General features: G+C 58.7%; 9 protein-coding genes and 1 pseudogene. 4 read left to right on the forward strand and 6 right to left on the reverse strand.

Going from position 1 to position 13,764, the window contains the following annotated elements; genetic code table 11:
- Nucleotides 1-57: 57 nt before the first annotated feature.
- On the forward strand, nt 58-684 hold the full coding sequence (locus tag ACQ4V8_RS20055) for a LysE family translocator (RefSeq protein ID WP_436572075.1): 627 nt from the start codon (nt 58-60) through the stop codon (nt 682-684).
- Here ACQ4V8_RS20055 and ACQ4V8_RS20060 read toward each other — a convergent pair.
- Both ACQ4V8_RS20060 and ACQ4V8_RS20065 read right to left on the reverse strand, forming a co-directional pair.
- Nucleotides 660-1,199, reverse strand: coding sequence for a hypothetical protein (locus ACQ4V8_RS20060; protein WP_280721077.1), 540 nt, complete (start codon nt 1,197-1,199; stop codon nt 660-662). The genes ACQ4V8_RS20055 and ACQ4V8_RS20060 overlap by 25 nt on opposite strands.
- Nucleotides 1,200-1,271: 72 nt before the next feature.
- Complete coding sequence (locus ACQ4V8_RS20065; RefSeq protein ID WP_043462670.1) at nt 1,272-2,297, reverse strand: LacI family DNA-binding transcriptional regulator; 1,026 nt, start codon at nt 2,295-2,297, stop codon at nt 1,272-1,274.
- Between the two features lie 207 nt (nt 2,298-2,504).
- Between ACQ4V8_RS20065 and ACQ4V8_RS20070 the strand changes: the two are divergent.
- Nucleotides 2,505-3,743: pseudogene (locus ACQ4V8_RS20070) on the forward strand (malic enzyme-like NAD(P)-binding protein); the annotation flags it as partial.
- A gap of 89 nt (nt 3,744-3,832) precedes the next feature.
- On the opposite strand, the gene ACQ4V8_RS20075 reads toward ACQ4V8_RS20070, so the two are convergent.
- The gene (locus ACQ4V8_RS20075; RefSeq protein WP_010401085.1) at nt 3,833-5,047 is read right to left on the reverse strand and encodes an O-antigen ligase family protein; all 1,215 of its coding nucleotides are present in this window, start codon (nt 5,045-5,047) and stop codon (nt 3,833-3,835) included.
- A gap of 441 nt (nt 5,048-5,488) precedes the next feature.
- Between ACQ4V8_RS20075 and ACQ4V8_RS20080 the strand changes: the two genes are divergently transcribed.
- Nucleotides 5,489-5,719, forward strand: a complete 231-nt coding sequence (locus tag ACQ4V8_RS20080; protein WP_010401087.1) for a DUF6139 family protein — start codon at nt 5,489-5,491, stop codon at nt 5,717-5,719.
- A 63-nt stretch (nt 5,720-5,782) separates the two neighbouring features.
- On the opposite strand, the gene dnaE is transcribed toward ACQ4V8_RS20080, so the two are convergent.
- Nucleotides 5,783-9,322 carry a DNA polymerase III subunit alpha gene (gene dnaE / locus ACQ4V8_RS20085; RefSeq protein ID WP_010401090.1) on the reverse strand — a complete coding sequence of 1,180 codons (3,540 nt, stop codon included), beginning with the start codon at nt 9,320-9,322 and terminating at the stop codon, nt 5,783-5,785.
- Nucleotides 9,323-9,459: 137 nt separating this feature from the next.
- Between dnaE and ACQ4V8_RS20090 the strand changes: the two genes are divergently transcribed.
- Nucleotides 9,460-10,368: a sulfurtransferase gene (locus tag ACQ4V8_RS20090; RefSeq protein ID WP_436572076.1), complete on the forward strand. Its 909-nt coding sequence runs from the start codon at nt 9,460-9,462 to the stop codon at nt 10,366-10,368.
- A gap of 118 nt (nt 10,369-10,486) precedes the next feature.
- On the opposite strand, the gene ACQ4V8_RS20095 is transcribed toward ACQ4V8_RS20090, so the two are convergent.
- Nucleotides 10,487-11,710, reverse strand: coding sequence for a GumC domain-containing protein (locus ACQ4V8_RS20095; protein ID WP_010401095.1), 1,224 nt, complete (start codon nt 11,708-11,710; stop codon nt 10,487-10,489).
- A 50-nt stretch (nt 11,711-11,760) separates the two neighbouring features.
- Complete coding sequence (locus ACQ4V8_RS20100) at nt 11,761-13,707, reverse strand: polysaccharide biosynthesis protein (RefSeq protein WP_010401096.1); 1,947 nt, start codon at nt 13,705-13,707, stop codon at nt 11,761-11,763.
- Between the last annotated feature and the right edge of the window lie 57 nt (nt 13,708-13,764).

Raw genomic sequence — 13,764 nt, forward strand, 5'->3', positions numbered from 1 at the left:
ACAGGCTGCCGTCAGCCCCTGCATACTCGCGCATCGCCATTGCCGGAGCCAAACTCCATGCACGATTTCCTCTTCATCGCCGCCGCCCACTTTCTTTCCCTGCTATCGCCCGGTCCCGATTTTTTCCTGATCGCACGCACCTCGCTGGCCCACGGCTGGCGCGGCGCAGCCGGCACGTGCGTGGGCATTACGCTGGCCAATGCGGTGTTTATCGCGGCGGCGTTTGCGGGACTATCGGTGCTCAAGGCGGGCAGTACGGCATTTCTGGTAGTGCGGCTGGCCGGATGCGCCTATCTGCTGTACCTGGGCTGCCTGTTCTTGCGCCATGCGGGCAAGAGCCGCCTGGATGCCAAGCCTGCCACCGGCAAGGCGCGCTGGCGCGGCGGTGTAGCGATGGGGTTTGTCTCCGCCATCCTGAACCCGAAGAATGCGCTGTTCTACGTCAGCCTGGCCACCGTGCTGGCCGCCAGGCAGACGAATCCCGTTGCGATGGTGGCGTATGGCGCGTGGATGGTCGTTGCCGTGCTGGCGTGGGATATGGCGGTGGCGCTGGCCATCGGCAGCAGCGCCCTGCGGCAGCGCTTTGCGCGCGCGCTGCCGCTGCTGGAACGGCTGTCGGGCGTGATGCTGATCGTGCTGGCGGTGGTGCTGTTGGCGGATCAGGCTGGCAATGGATCGAGGTAAAACACGGCGTACACTTTCAGTGGCGACGTTTCGGTGGCTTTTTCCGAACGCACGACGGAGCAGTCGTCGGCGGCCAGGCTGCGCCAGTTCTGGATGCCCGCCTTGGCGAACATCGCGTGCGCAGGGGCATTTGCGGCCAGATCGAGCACCAGGCAGGCGTTGCGCGGGCCGGCGCCGTAGTTGACGGCGCGGATCTCGATGCCGAAGGTCGTCATCCACGGTTCCCACAAGCCTTTTTCCTTGCCGGCGGCCATGCGATCGAGCATGTCGCCGAAGCTCAAGCCTTTTTTGACGGTATCGCGCAGGGCTTGCAACGACGGCGCCAGGCGGGGATCGGGCTGCTTGTTGCCGGCGCGGATCTCGGCGATCGCTTTCAATTCCTTGATGATGGCCGCATCGCGCTCCGTGTAATCGCGCATGCGCGCGTAAAACTCGGCGTCAAGAAAAGGATTGACGGTCAGCTTGGCGACGCCCTCTTCGCGGCGTTTCGGGGAAGGCGTGGTGGTTTTGGTCATGGCGATGGAGGGCAAAATACGTTGAGGGCCGCCAGTGTACCACCTTGCAGCGGCGCGACCACTAGCTTTGCATCAGTGCCTGGGGGCGGCCGTCGATTCGCGCACCACCAGTTCGGGCTTCAAGCGCACGTCGAGCACCGCGCAATCGGGCGCATCGATGGTTTGCAGGATCAGCCGCGCCGCTTCCGTGCCGATGCCATGGTGGCGAATGCGGATGGTGGTCAGGGGTGGACGGATCATATCCATATAGGGCATGTCGTTGTGGCCCACGACGGAAATATCTTGCGGGCAGTTCAAGCCCAGTTCGCGGATGGCATCGTAGCAGCCGATGGCTACCAGGTCGCTGCCGGTCACCACGGCCGTCGTCTGCGGCGATTCGCGCAGCAGCGCCAGCAAGGCTGCCTTGCCGCATTCGCGCGAATAGCCGCTGCTTTCAAACACGAACGCTTGCGAGGGATCGAGTTCGCTGGCCTCGATGGCGGCCAGGAAACCGAGACGGCGCACGTGGCCCGTGGACAGGTTTTCCGGGCCGGCGATGTGCGCGATATGGCGGTGGCCCAGCGCCAGCAAGTGCTCGACGGCCAGGCGCATGCCGACCGCGTCGTCGCTGACGACGCACGATGCGATGCCCGTCTCGTCACTGCGGTTGACGGTGACGACAGGCACATTCTGGTCGATGCACATCTTGATGACTGGATCGTGGCGGCGCGCCGTAGCCAGTATCAGGCCATCGACTTGCTGCCCCAGCAGACGGTTGATGACGAACAGCTGCTCTTCCTCGTCGGCGCCCACATTGGCGACGATGGCCAGATAGCCATGCTTGCGCAAGCCTTCCTCAATACCCAACAGTATCGGCGGAAATACGGCGTTGGTAATGTCGGGCAAGACCACGCCGATGATGCGCGACTTGCGCGTGACGAGCGTAGAGGCAGCGCGATTCGGGCGGTAGCCGAGCCTGCCCGCTTCGGCCAGCACGCGCGCGGCCACCTCGGCGCTGACCATGTGCCGCGTTGCCGGGTTCATCACGCGCGAGACAGTGGAAAAGTGCACATCGCTGGCCCGTGCTACGTCGCTTAAGGTGGGGTTCTTGTTTGTCATGGGCTTTTCGGATCGCAATACCTTGATTTTATCGTAAAAATTCCTCTTTCCGTCAAAAACCGAGCAAACGCTTGCATTGGAATAAAGCCATTTCTCAAAGCGGTTTTGATCGACTTCCCACCAATCGAGCCTTGACAGCGTGCAAACGCTTGCATAACATGGTCTGGATTCACCACTCGGGCACTGTATGCCCCTCCCATCATTCTTATGTCTACTTCCCACAGCCAGCACGCCGACCAACACGGCGAAAATTTCAACCTGAAAGAAGCCGCCCTCGCCTATCACGCTGAACCCCGCGCAGGCAAGATTTCCGTTACGCCAACCAAACCACTGGGCGACGCACGCGCCCTGACCCTGGCGTATTCGCCAGGCGTGGCCTTCGCCTGCGAAGCCATCGTGGAAGATCCGCGCACGGCCGGCATCTACACCTCGCGCAGCAATCTGGTGGCCGTGATCACGAATGGCACCGCCGTGCTGGGACTGGGCGATATCGGCCCGCTGGCCAGCAAGCCGGTGATGGAAGGAAAAGCTTGCCTGTTCAAGCAGTTTGGCGACGTCGACGTGTTCGACATTGAACTGGCCGAGAACGATCCCGACCTGTTCATCGACACCGTGGTGCGCATGGAGCCAACCTTCGGCGGCATCAACCTGGAAGACATCAAGGCACCGGACTGCTTCTACATCGAGCAGCAATTGCGCAAGCGCATGAACATCCCCGTCTTCCACGACGACCAGCACGGCACGGCCATCATCGTCGCGGCCGGCATCCTGAACGGTTTGGAACTGGTGGGCAAGGATATCGGCAACGTCAAAGTGGCCGTCTCGGGCGCCGGTGCAGCCTCGATCGCCTGTCTCGACTTGCTCGTCTCGCTGGGGCTGAACAAGTCGCTGCTGAAAGTGTGCGACAGCCAGGGCGTCATCTACCCGGGCCGCGATGCCAACATGGAAGAGAACAAGGCGCGCTACGCGAATGACACGAGCGACCGCGACCTGGCCGCTGCCATGGTCGGCGCCGACATCTTCATCGGTGTCTCGAAGGGCGGCGTGGTCAGCGCGCAGATGGTCGAATCGATGGCTGCCAAGCCTTTGATCTTCGCCCTGGCCAACCCACATCCGGAAATCGCCCCGGAAAAAGTGCATGCCGTGCGCGACGACGCCATCGTGGCCACGGGCCGCTCGGACTACCCGAACCAGATCAACAACGTGCTGTGCTTCCCCTACATCTTCCGTGGCGCGCTCGACGTGGGTGCCACCACCATCAACGAAGAGATGAAGCTGGCCTGCGTGCGCGCCATCGCCGCCCTGGCAAAAGAACCGTTGCCAGGCCACACCAGCAGCGCGCTGACGCCTTTGCAACTGATACCGTCGCCGTTCGACGAGCGCCTGCGCAGCTGGGTCGCGCCTGCCGTGTCGCAAGCGGCCATCGCCAGCGGCGTGGCTACGCGCGTGCCGGCCAGCGGCAAGTAAGCCAGTTGATGTAAAGCAGGAAAGCAGGACCGCGCCGCCCGCACATGGGGACGGCGCGCATTACCGTATCAGTCCGGTACGCGGGGCTGCTGCCCCGCCCGCGCCGGCAAGGCGCCCGCCAGCGGAATGGCCAGCAAGATCATGAAGGCCATGCCGAAGACGCCATCACGTATCATCGCGTTGAACATGGCACCGAGCATCAGCGACAGCGTCAGCATCCCCAGCGACATGCCATGCTCGCCCCCCGTGCGCCAGGCATGCACGAGCAGCCCCACCAGTACCCACAGCAATGCCAGCAGGCCGAACAGCCCGATTTCGGACATATACAGCATATAGTCATTGTGCGGCGTCAATTGAATGCTGATCGGGTCGCCCACTGTCCTGGCGCGGTATTCTTGCAGCCAGGTGCCGACACCGTGCCCCTGCAGCGGCTTCTCGGCGATGATGCGCAAGGTGACGCCATACATCGCCAGGCGGATGCCCTGTTCGCTGGTCGCCTTGCCTTCGGAAAAGGCGTTGAGATCTGCCAACGTGCCGTCGACGCGCTGGCGCAGTCCAGACGCTTGCGCCAACAGCAGGGCCAGCAGCACGCCCACTGTCAGCACGCCCAGCACATTGCGCCATGACAGATGAAGGTGGCGCGAACCGATGAGCATGCACAGCATGACAAAGATCAGGCTGCCGGTGCGCGTCTTGCCCAGCAATAGCCCGGCTGCGGCCACATACAGGAATTGCAGCAGGCGTGGCCAGTTGACGGGGCGCGCCGGCTGCTCGCTCAACTGGTACAGCATCCAGGCGGAAGCAAGACCGAGCAACACTCCCAGCAGGATCGACTTGTTGCCAGCATAAGTCACATAACTGCGGAAAAAATTCCAGTGCGGCAGCAGACCCAGATAATTGAGATAAAACAGGGTAGCGGCCACCGTGGCGCCGGTAAAAAAGGTATTCATAGCGCGGCGCTGCCACGCACCGGGACCGATGCTGGAAAAGAACAATAAGAAGACAAAAATCTGATAATGCACGATATCAGTCCAGAATTCGCTGGGCGGGCGTTCGAGGAAGATGCCGGCGCACACGGAGACGACGCTCAACGCCAGTACCGGCCAGCGCAAGGGGCTTTCCTTGATGTGCCGCCAGCGACTGGCAAAGTCCCCGGCCAGCAGGTAGGCGATGATGAAAGCCACCACGCCGGTGTACATGAAGCCGAGTGGAAAGAACAGGGTGAACGGCAAGACGGCAAGAATGGCTTGAGGCGATTGCGAACGGCGGGCAAAGAAATTCATGGAGGGAGGGGCTCGGTATCTAGTGAAAAACGGTGGCGCTGCAGCGCGACACACGGTAGCGGGCCGGTGCAGGAAAGCAGTATCGCCTATGCATCAGGGCAAGTCAAACCGCCGCCGGCTTAGCCTGGCGGTGCCAGCGGCAGGCTTATTTCCACCAGCAGTCCCTGGCCGCCGCTGGCGCGGTGCAGTTGACTCGTGCCGCCGTGCTGGCGCACGACCAGAAGCGACGATGGACAAGCCCTGGCCACTGCCCGCCTGCGCCTGCTGCGGCGCACGGAAAAAGCGGCCGAACACGCGCATCGTTGCTGTGAGTCACTAGCCGCCTCGCCTTGCCTCTTGCTGCACACGCTACAATCCGTGGCCGGCACAATCCTGTTACGCTCACGCTATCGGTATGCATTACGGTGCGCCGGTTTCCCCAACGCTTACAAGGAGGCATTCATGCGCGTAGACATCTACCGCCGGGCCGAGCACGACGGCATTTTTTCCTACCTCGCCGTACCGGAAGGAAAGATAATTCCTGAAGAAGTGACCAATACCGACTGGCAACTCGAAGTGCGCGCCAGCGAAGTGGCCGACGAGGCCCAGGCCTTGCCCGACTACCACATCGAACAGCCGCACCAGCAAATCGCCGCCAAGGGCTATGCGATCACGGGCTTGAAAGATATGTAAACGAAAAAAGCCAAACCAGCATATCTGCGGTTTGGCTTTGTTGTAGGCGCCGGGCAGTGCCGGTCAGTATTCGACCGCCACCTCTTGCGCACCGAGCATCTGCTCGAGCGCCATCTGCAACTCATCCGATGGCGCCACTTTCCACTCATCCCCAAACTGCAGCACGCAACTGATGCCTTGCGGGCTGACCCGCGCCGCGATAGGCAAGCCCGTCTCGGCCCGGTGCGGCAGGATCACGTCGCGGATACGCTTGGCATCCAGGGTGGCCGGCAACACCAGGCCCAGCTGACGGCCATACTGCACGCGCGCGGCGATGATATCAAAGGCGCTCTCGGCCGTAATGCGCAAGCCGCCCGAAAAACGGTCTTCCGACACCTTGCCGACGACGGCGAGGAATTCATCTTCCTTGAAGATTTTCCGGTTGGCATCGAACAATTCGCCATACACGGTCACTTCCACCGTGCCGCTCTTGTCGTCGAGCGTGACGATAAGAATCTTGCCGCGCTGCGTCATCTGCGTGCGCAAGCCAGTGATGATGCCGGCCATCATGCGCGGTTCGCGCGACGGTGACAATTCGGACAGTTTCGTGCGCGCAAAACGGCGCGCCTCGGGCGCATACGAATCGAACAGATGTCCAGAAAGGTAGAAGCCCAGGGCGATCTTTTCTTCCGTCAGGCGCTGCTTATCGCTCCACACGGGAACCTTGACATAGTCGGGCGGCGCCACCATGTCGCTGTCGTCGCCACCAAACAGGCTCACCTGGTTCGCCGCCTTGGCGGCCTGGTCGGCGCACTCCATGGCGAATGCCACGGATGCGAGCAAGATGGCGCGGTCGACCTTCAGGCAGTCGAAGGCACCGCTGCGTATCAGGGACTCGATGGTGCGGCGGTTGATTTGCTTCTTATCGACACGCATGCAGAAATCGAACAGGCTGGTGAAGGGGCCACCGGCCGTGCGCGCGGCGATGATGGCTTCGATGGCATTCTGCCCGGACCCCTTCACGGCACCGAGGCCATAGCGGATCTGCGTGACTTTTTTGCCACTCACCGACGGCGCTTCGCCGCTCGGCGTGAAGCGGTAGTCCGATTCGTTGATATCGGGCGGCAACAAGGTCAGCTTGCAAATTTCCAGCGAGTCTTCCACCAGAATCTTGATCTTGTCCGTGTCGTCCATGGCCAGCGACAAGTTGGCGGCCATGAAGGCGGCCGTGTGGTGCGCTTTCAAATACGCCGTGTGGTAGGACAGCAGGGCGTAGGCGGCGGCGTGCGATTTGTTGAAACCGTAGCCCGCGAATTTTTCCATCAAGTCGAAGATCTCGTCGGCCTTTTCCGCCGTCAAGCCATCTTTCGCCGCCCCGGCACGGAAAATCTCGCGGTGCTCGGCCATCTCTTCAGCCTTCTTTTTACCCATGGCGCGGCGCAGCATGTCGGCGCCGCCCAGCGAGTAACCGCCGACGATCTGCGCCATCTGCATCACCTGCTCCTGATACACCATGATGCCGTAGGTTTCGGACAGAATCGATTCCGTACGCGGATCGGGATAATCGAAGCGTTCGCCGTGCTTGCGCTTGCAAAAATCGGGAATCAAGTCCATCGGGCCCGGACGGTACAGCGCCACCAGCGCGATAATGTCTTCGAAACGGTCGGGCCGCGCGTCTTTCAGCATGCCCTGCATGCCGCGCGACTCAAGCTGGAACACGGCCACGGTCTTGGCCTTGGTCAGCAAGTCGTAGGACGGCTTATCGTTCAGCGGCAAGGTAGCCAGGTCGAAATCGGCTTGCGCGGGATCGAGCTGCTTGATGTAGCGCACGGCGCGGTCGAGAATGGTCAGCGTGGTCAAGCCCAAAAAGTCGAACTTCACCAAGCCGACCGCTTCCACGTCATCCTTGTCGTACTGCGACACGACGCCCGAATCGCCACCCTGCGTGTACAGCGGGCAGAAATCGGTCAGTTTGCCGGGCGCAATCAAGACGCCCCCGGCGTGCATGCCGATATTGCGCGTGATGCCTTCGACTTGCTGCGCCAGCTCCAGCAACTGCTTGACCTCTTCCTCGTTTTCCAGGCGCTCCTTGAGCAGCGGCTCTTCCTCGATGGCGTCGGCGATCGACACGGGTTTGCCCGGCTTGAACGGGATCAGCTTGGAAATGCCGTCGCAGAAGTTGTAGCCGAAGTCCATCACGCGACCCACGTCGCGGATCGCACCCTTGGCCGCCATGGTACCGAAGGTGGCGATCTGCGAGACGGCCTCCTTGCCATACAAATCCTTGACGTGCTGGATGACGCGGTCACGCCCTTCCTGGCAAAAGTCGATATCGAAGTCGGGCATCGAGACGCGTTCAGGATTAAGGAAACGCTCGAACAGCAGGTTGTATTGCAATGGATCGAGATCGGTAATCAGCAGCGAATAGGCGACCAGCGAACCGGCACCCGAACCGCGGCCCGGGCCGACTGGCACGCCGTTTTCCTTGGCCCACTGGATAAACTCGGCGACGATGAGGAAGTAGCCGGGAAACTTCATGTTGCAAATCGTATCGGTCTCGAACTTGAGCCGCGATTCGTAGCGCGCACGCTCCTGTTCGCGCCGCTGCGGGTCCGGATACAGCTGGATCAAGCGCTTTTCCAGGCCAGCCTGCGATTCGGCGACGAGGAACTGGTCGATCGTCATGCCGGGCGGCGTGGGGAAGTTCGGCAGTTGCGGCTTGCCCAGAGTCAGGGTCAGATTACAGCGCTTGGCGATTTCCACCGAATTGGCCAGCGCGGCCGGCAAGTCGGCAAACAACTGCGCCATGTCCGCCTGCGACAGGAAGCGCTGGCTGTCATTAAAACGTTTCACGCGCTTGGCGTTGGCCAGCATTTCGCCTTCGGCGATACAGGTGCGCGCTTCGTGGGCAACAAATTCTTCAGGGGAAATGAATTGCACGGGATGCGTGGCAACAACAGGCAAACCCAGCTTGGCCGCCAGGGCCACCGCATGGCGTACTTGCGCTTCCTGGTTGGCCTGGCCGCCGCGCTGGATCTCGACATAAAAATGGCCAGGGAAAATGTCGGCCCAGCGCTGCGCATTGCGTTCGGCCAGCGCCAAGTTGCCATTCTCGATAGCGATACCGACATCGCCGAAATGGGCGCCGGACAGCACGATCAAGCCATTCGCTGCGCTGTCATCCGGGTACAGCTCATAGGTATTCGTCGCCAGCGCCTGCAGCCACTCGATGCGCAGCTCGGCGCGTCCTTTGTACTGGTTGCTCAGCCAAGCCATCGACAACAGTTCGCACAGTTGCAGATAACCCATGCGGTTCTTCGCCAGCAACAGCAAACGCGACGGCTTTTCGCGGTTATCGTCATTCGTGATCCACACATCGACACCGACGATGGGCTTGATGCCCTTGCCGCGTGCTTCCTTGTAAAACTTGACCATGCCAAACAGGTTCGACAAGTCGGTGACGGCCAGCGCCACCTGCTTGTCCTTGGCCGCCGCCTTGACCACGTCGTCGATGCGCACCAAGCCATCGACGATCGAGTACTCCGAGTGCACGCGCAAGTGGACGAAGGCAGGACCGGGCTGCATCGCTTGCTGTGAACCTGCCGGAGCGCCGGCCTCTTGCATTACCATTTCCATCCTGTGTACCGTTTCGTGCAAAATTCAATGGGGTCTATTCTACCGCGTCACGGGTACGCACCGGGTATCCTGGCTGGCCTGTCGGGCTTATAATATCGGCTGTTCAGTCTAAGCCGATCGCCATCATGCAAGCCATCACCCCAGCAACACCCGCCGTTTCCGCCGCCGCCAGCCCGCTGGCTTCCACCCTCGCCGCCACCTTTGTCAATATTGCCGCGTATAAATTCATTACGCTGGCCGATACCGAAGACATGCGCCCCTTGTATCAGGAGCAATGTCTGGCGCTGGAACTGAAAGGCACGATCCTGCTGACGCCGGAAGGCATCAATATGTTCCTGTCGGGCACACGCGAACATATTGACACCTTCCTCGCCTGGGTGCGCAGCGACCAGCGTTTGGCCGATCTGGAGTGGAAAGAAAGCTTGTCGAACGAGCAATCGCACAAGCGCATGCTGGTCAAGCTGAAAAAAGAAATCATCACCATGCGCATGCCGCTGATCAAGCCGGAACTGGGCCGCGCGCCATCCGTCGACGCGCACACGCTCAAGCGCTGGCTCGACGCCGGCGTCGACGACGCCGGCAAACCGGTGGTCATGATGGAAACGCGCAACGCCTTTGAAGTGGACGTCGGCACGTTCAACAACACGCTCGATTACCGTATCGACAAGTTCACGGAATTCCCGGCCGTCGCCGCCGCGCACAAGGATGAGCTGGAAGGCAAGACCGTCGTCACCTTCTGCACCGGCGGCATCCGCTGCGAAAAGGCCGCCATCCACATGAAGGAAATCGGCTACGACAGCGTGTACCAGCTCGACGGCGGTATCTTGAAATATTTCGAGGAAGTGGGCGGCGAGCACTACACGGGCGACTGTTTCGTTTTCGACTACCGCACGGCGCTGAACCCAAAACTGGAACCGACGGAAACGGTGCAGTGTTTCGTCTGCCGCGCCGTCGTCACGCCGCGCCAGCAACTGGCGCCGGAATATGTGTATGAGGTGTCATGCCCGCATTGCTACAACAGTGACGAAAAATAAGTACCGGCTCGCCGCGCCTACAGTAGACTAAAATGCCCATCCTGGCCATGGCCTGCCAGGATGGGCATTTGCAATTGCGCCAGCACATTGCTGCGCGTGGCGGTCATTGTGACGGCAGTTAGTCAGCCATCGTCAAACGGTTTGCCCGCCACCAGCTGCGGCCGAATACCAGCAACGAGAAGAACGCCAGGCCGGCCAAAAAACCCGCCAGCACGCTATTCGACAAACGACTGGTGCGGTTTTCTGGCAAGGTCGGTCCCGCAATAAAGCGGCTCTTTTCCAGATAAACGGCCGTGGCTTTCTGATTTTCGACAGTAATCGCATTGAAGACCTCCTTGACTGATTCATCATTCAAGTCCTTCTTCTTGAAGACGTTTTCCTTGACCGATTCGAGCGAGCGCAAGACCGCTTCGCCAGACTTATTGTTGTCTAACACAGACTTGGCGCCATCATAGTACTCGCGCAATATGAAAATTTGCTTTTGTTCACGTAGCGCCTTAAGAATTGCTTCGTTTGCCATCAAGGCATCGACCTCGGTTGACATCAATTGCGTCGATGGCGACAGATAGCGCGCACTATCCTCAGTCACGCTGACCACCTGACGGCTTCCCTGCACCACAGCATCAGGATAGCGTGAAACAATTTTTCTCAAGGTATCGCCTTTACGGGAAAAACTTTCCAGCTTCACTTTGTTACTGATAATCTCATTATCAAGTTTAGTGATCTTGCTCGTCAAATCCAGGTGCTTGGAACGCAAGAAGTCCGAATACACCAAATAAGTCACGCTATCCATCGCATAGCGGCCCAACAGGGCAACCATACGTTGCGCATCTTGAGGCGTCGTCGCTTGGTAACTGATACGCAAGCCGATGACATTGTTACTAATATCCTTGGCCGTATCCATCAACTCCTTGGCATCGAGCTTGGTCATCGGATAAATCGGCTCCAGCAATTTGGAAAAGTGGTCGCGCCCGATCAGAGTACGACGCAACTCTTGCACATTAGGATCATTGTTCAGCTTGACTTGTTGCATATAGTCGTCAAAGCGACCGCTACTGCTTAATGCCGCAGCATAGCGTTTATAGTCGCCCAACGCGATACCTGGAGTTTCATTATTACTCTGTTCCTTTGGTACCGGTATCGCGCCGCCAAACTGATAGAAGCCCTCGCTTTTATACGTCGCTGTATACAAGGTAAACAATACGCACAATATCATCATGACCACTGTGCCACCTGCAATCAATTTACGACCTTTCCATAACGCGATTAGTATCTCCGTCAAGGAATATTCAGGCGCATTTTGCTGCTCCGGCGCCTGTTTCGTTTCTACCAGTTTGTCCATGATTCTTCTTTAAGTAGTAAGTACATCAAAAATAAAACGATTGTCTGCCATCAGCCTGCAGTGGCCTGGCGCGCCATCACCACGAGCGGGCTGTTGGACTGAGCAGTTCGCTGGGCATTCCAAACCCAGTCCTCGATGCCGCACTGCGGTTCATATTCGGTAACGATTTTCAACAACAGCGCTCGTACGGCGTCATGGTCAAATTGATCGCATGCTCTCGTCAATTCGCTAAGCATGCCTTCCAGCTTCGCCCATGGGATCTCAACCTCGCGCGCACGCATGATCAAAGGATGATCGGTGCCTTCAACATTGTCTCCGATCAACAACTCCTCATACAGCTTTTCGCCCGGACGCAAGCCTACATGATGAATTTCAATTGTTCCCTCGGGGGCCTGTTCACTTTTCACTTCCAAACCACTCAAATGCACCATGCGCTTTGCAAGGTCGACGATCTTGACGGGGGCCCCCATATCGAGAACAAACACGTCCCCTCCTTGCCCCATGGCCCCCGCCTGCAGTACCAGTTGTGCAGCCTCGGGAATCGTCATGAAGTAACGCGTGATTTCCGGATGCGTAATCGTAATCGGCCCGCCCGCCATAATCTGTTTGCGGAACAAGGGCACAACTGACCCTGACGATCCCAGTACATTGCCAAAACGGACCATACAAAACCGCGTCTTGTCCTGTTTGCGGGCAAATGCCTGCAAAATAAGCTCTGCCAGTCGCTTGGTGGAACCCATGACATTGGTTGGACGAACGGCCTTGTCTGTCGAAATGAGGACGAAGCGCTTCACTTGGGCATCGATCGCGGCACGCGCCATGCTCAATGTGCCCAATGCATTGTTACGTATGCCTTCGATTGGATTATGTTCCACCAGAGGCACATGCTTATACGCCGCGGCGTGGTACAAAGTCTCAACACGGAAAGTGCGCAGAATTCTTTCGCACTTGGCGGTTTCCAGCACCGACCCAAGAAACGGCAGCAACTCCACTTCAACCCGTAACACTTTTTTCAAGCCTTGCAATTCCTGTTCGATGGAATACAAGGCAAATTCCGACATTTCATACAGAATCAGACAAGCTGGCCGTTGACGCAATATCTGCCGGCACAATTCCGAACCGATCGACCCCCCCGCACCTGTTACCATCACCGTCTTGCCAGAAATACACATGGCCATCAAGTCCTGGTCCGGCTCCACCGCATCGCGCCCCAGCAAATCTTCGATTTCGATCTCGCGCAAATCCTGCATCTGCGTACTGGCCCGTATCAAGCTCTTGATTGGTGAAGTCACCAGCGTCTTGATTTTCAGCGGCTCCAATTTTTCCAGAATACGGCGTTGCTGCGCCTTGCTCAGGGACGGCATGGCAAGCAACACCTTGCCAATATTCTTGCTTACCACTAAATCTGGCAAAGCTTCAGGGGCATATACCCGTATGCCCCCGATATTAACTCCATGCAATTCTTTCTTGTCATCGATCAGGGCGACTACCTTGTACTCGCCAGCATGGTTCAGGGCCTGCGCCAACTGATTGCCGGAAGCGCCGGCGCCATAAACGACCACGCGAATGCCATCCGTACGCCGGTTGGTGTACAAAAAGTACCCGCGCGCCAGAAAACGGCTGGCCGCCACATACATGATGGCGCACACCCAGAAGATCCCGAAGACGCCGCGCGACAAACCATTCATGCCATTCAAAAACACCGCCATGGCCAGCAATACGGCCACAGACAAACTCACACCGAGCAGAACCACATAGACTATTTTGTAATCGATAAAACGTATCACCGCACGGTACAGCCCCAGTTTGATAAAAATAGGCAGTGAAACGAGAGGTGCCGCCAGGATCAGCCAAATGTAAGAATAAAACTGCGCATAGGCCAATTCATCGAAACGCATGGCAATCGCAATACAAAAAGTCAGTGGCAAGAAAAACAGATCAGCAAACGCCGCCACAATCTGTTTGTGAAAACGCGAAAAGTTAAATCTCGGCTTCATTCAAAGGTTCCTTTCTCTGCCGCTACTGGTGACAAGACCAGGCAACACCTGGACTGC

Source organism: Janthinobacterium paucivorans (assembly GCF_051380805.1).
Classification (GTDB): domain Bacteria; phylum Pseudomonadota; class Gammaproteobacteria; order Burkholderiales; family Burkholderiaceae_D; genus Janthinobacterium; species Janthinobacterium lividum_D.

What these genes read in the sequence shown, in the direction of transcription:
- ACQ4V8_RS20095 (WP_010401095.1), bottom strand. Translation starts at nt 11,710, where the DNA reads ATGGACAAACTGGTAGAAACGAAACAGGCGCCGGAGCAGCAAAATGCG.
- ACQ4V8_RS20100 (WP_010401096.1), bottom strand. Translation starts at nt 13,707, where the DNA reads ATGAAGCCGAGATTTAACTTTTCGCGTTTTCACAAACAGATTGTGGCG.
- ACQ4V8_RS20090 (WP_436572076.1), top strand. Translation starts at nt 9,460, where the DNA reads ATGCAAGCCATCACCCCAGCAACACCCGCCGTTTCCGCCGCCGCCAGC.
- dnaE (WP_010401090.1), bottom strand. Translation starts at nt 9,322, where the DNA reads ATGCAAGAGGCCGGCGCTCCGGCAGGTTCACAGCAAGCGATGCAGCCC.
- ACQ4V8_RS20065 (WP_043462670.1), bottom strand. Translation starts at nt 2,297, where the DNA reads ATGACAAACAAGAACCCCACCTTAAGCGACGTAGCACGGGCCAGCGAT.
- ACQ4V8_RS20060 (WP_280721077.1), bottom strand. Translation starts at nt 1,199, where the DNA reads ATGACCAAAACCACCACGCCTTCCCCGAAACGCCGCGAAGAGGGCGTC.
- ACQ4V8_RS20080 (WP_010401087.1), top strand. Translation starts at nt 5,489, where the DNA reads ATGCGCGTAGACATCTACCGCCGGGCCGAGCACGACGGCATTTTTTCC.
- ACQ4V8_RS20055 (WP_436572075.1), top strand. Translation starts at nt 58, where the DNA reads ATGCACGATTTCCTCTTCATCGCCGCCGCCCACTTTCTTTCCCTGCTA.
- ACQ4V8_RS20075 (WP_010401085.1), bottom strand. Translation starts at nt 5,047, where the DNA reads ATGAATTTCTTTGCCCGCCGTTCGCAATCGCCTCAAGCCATTCTTGCC.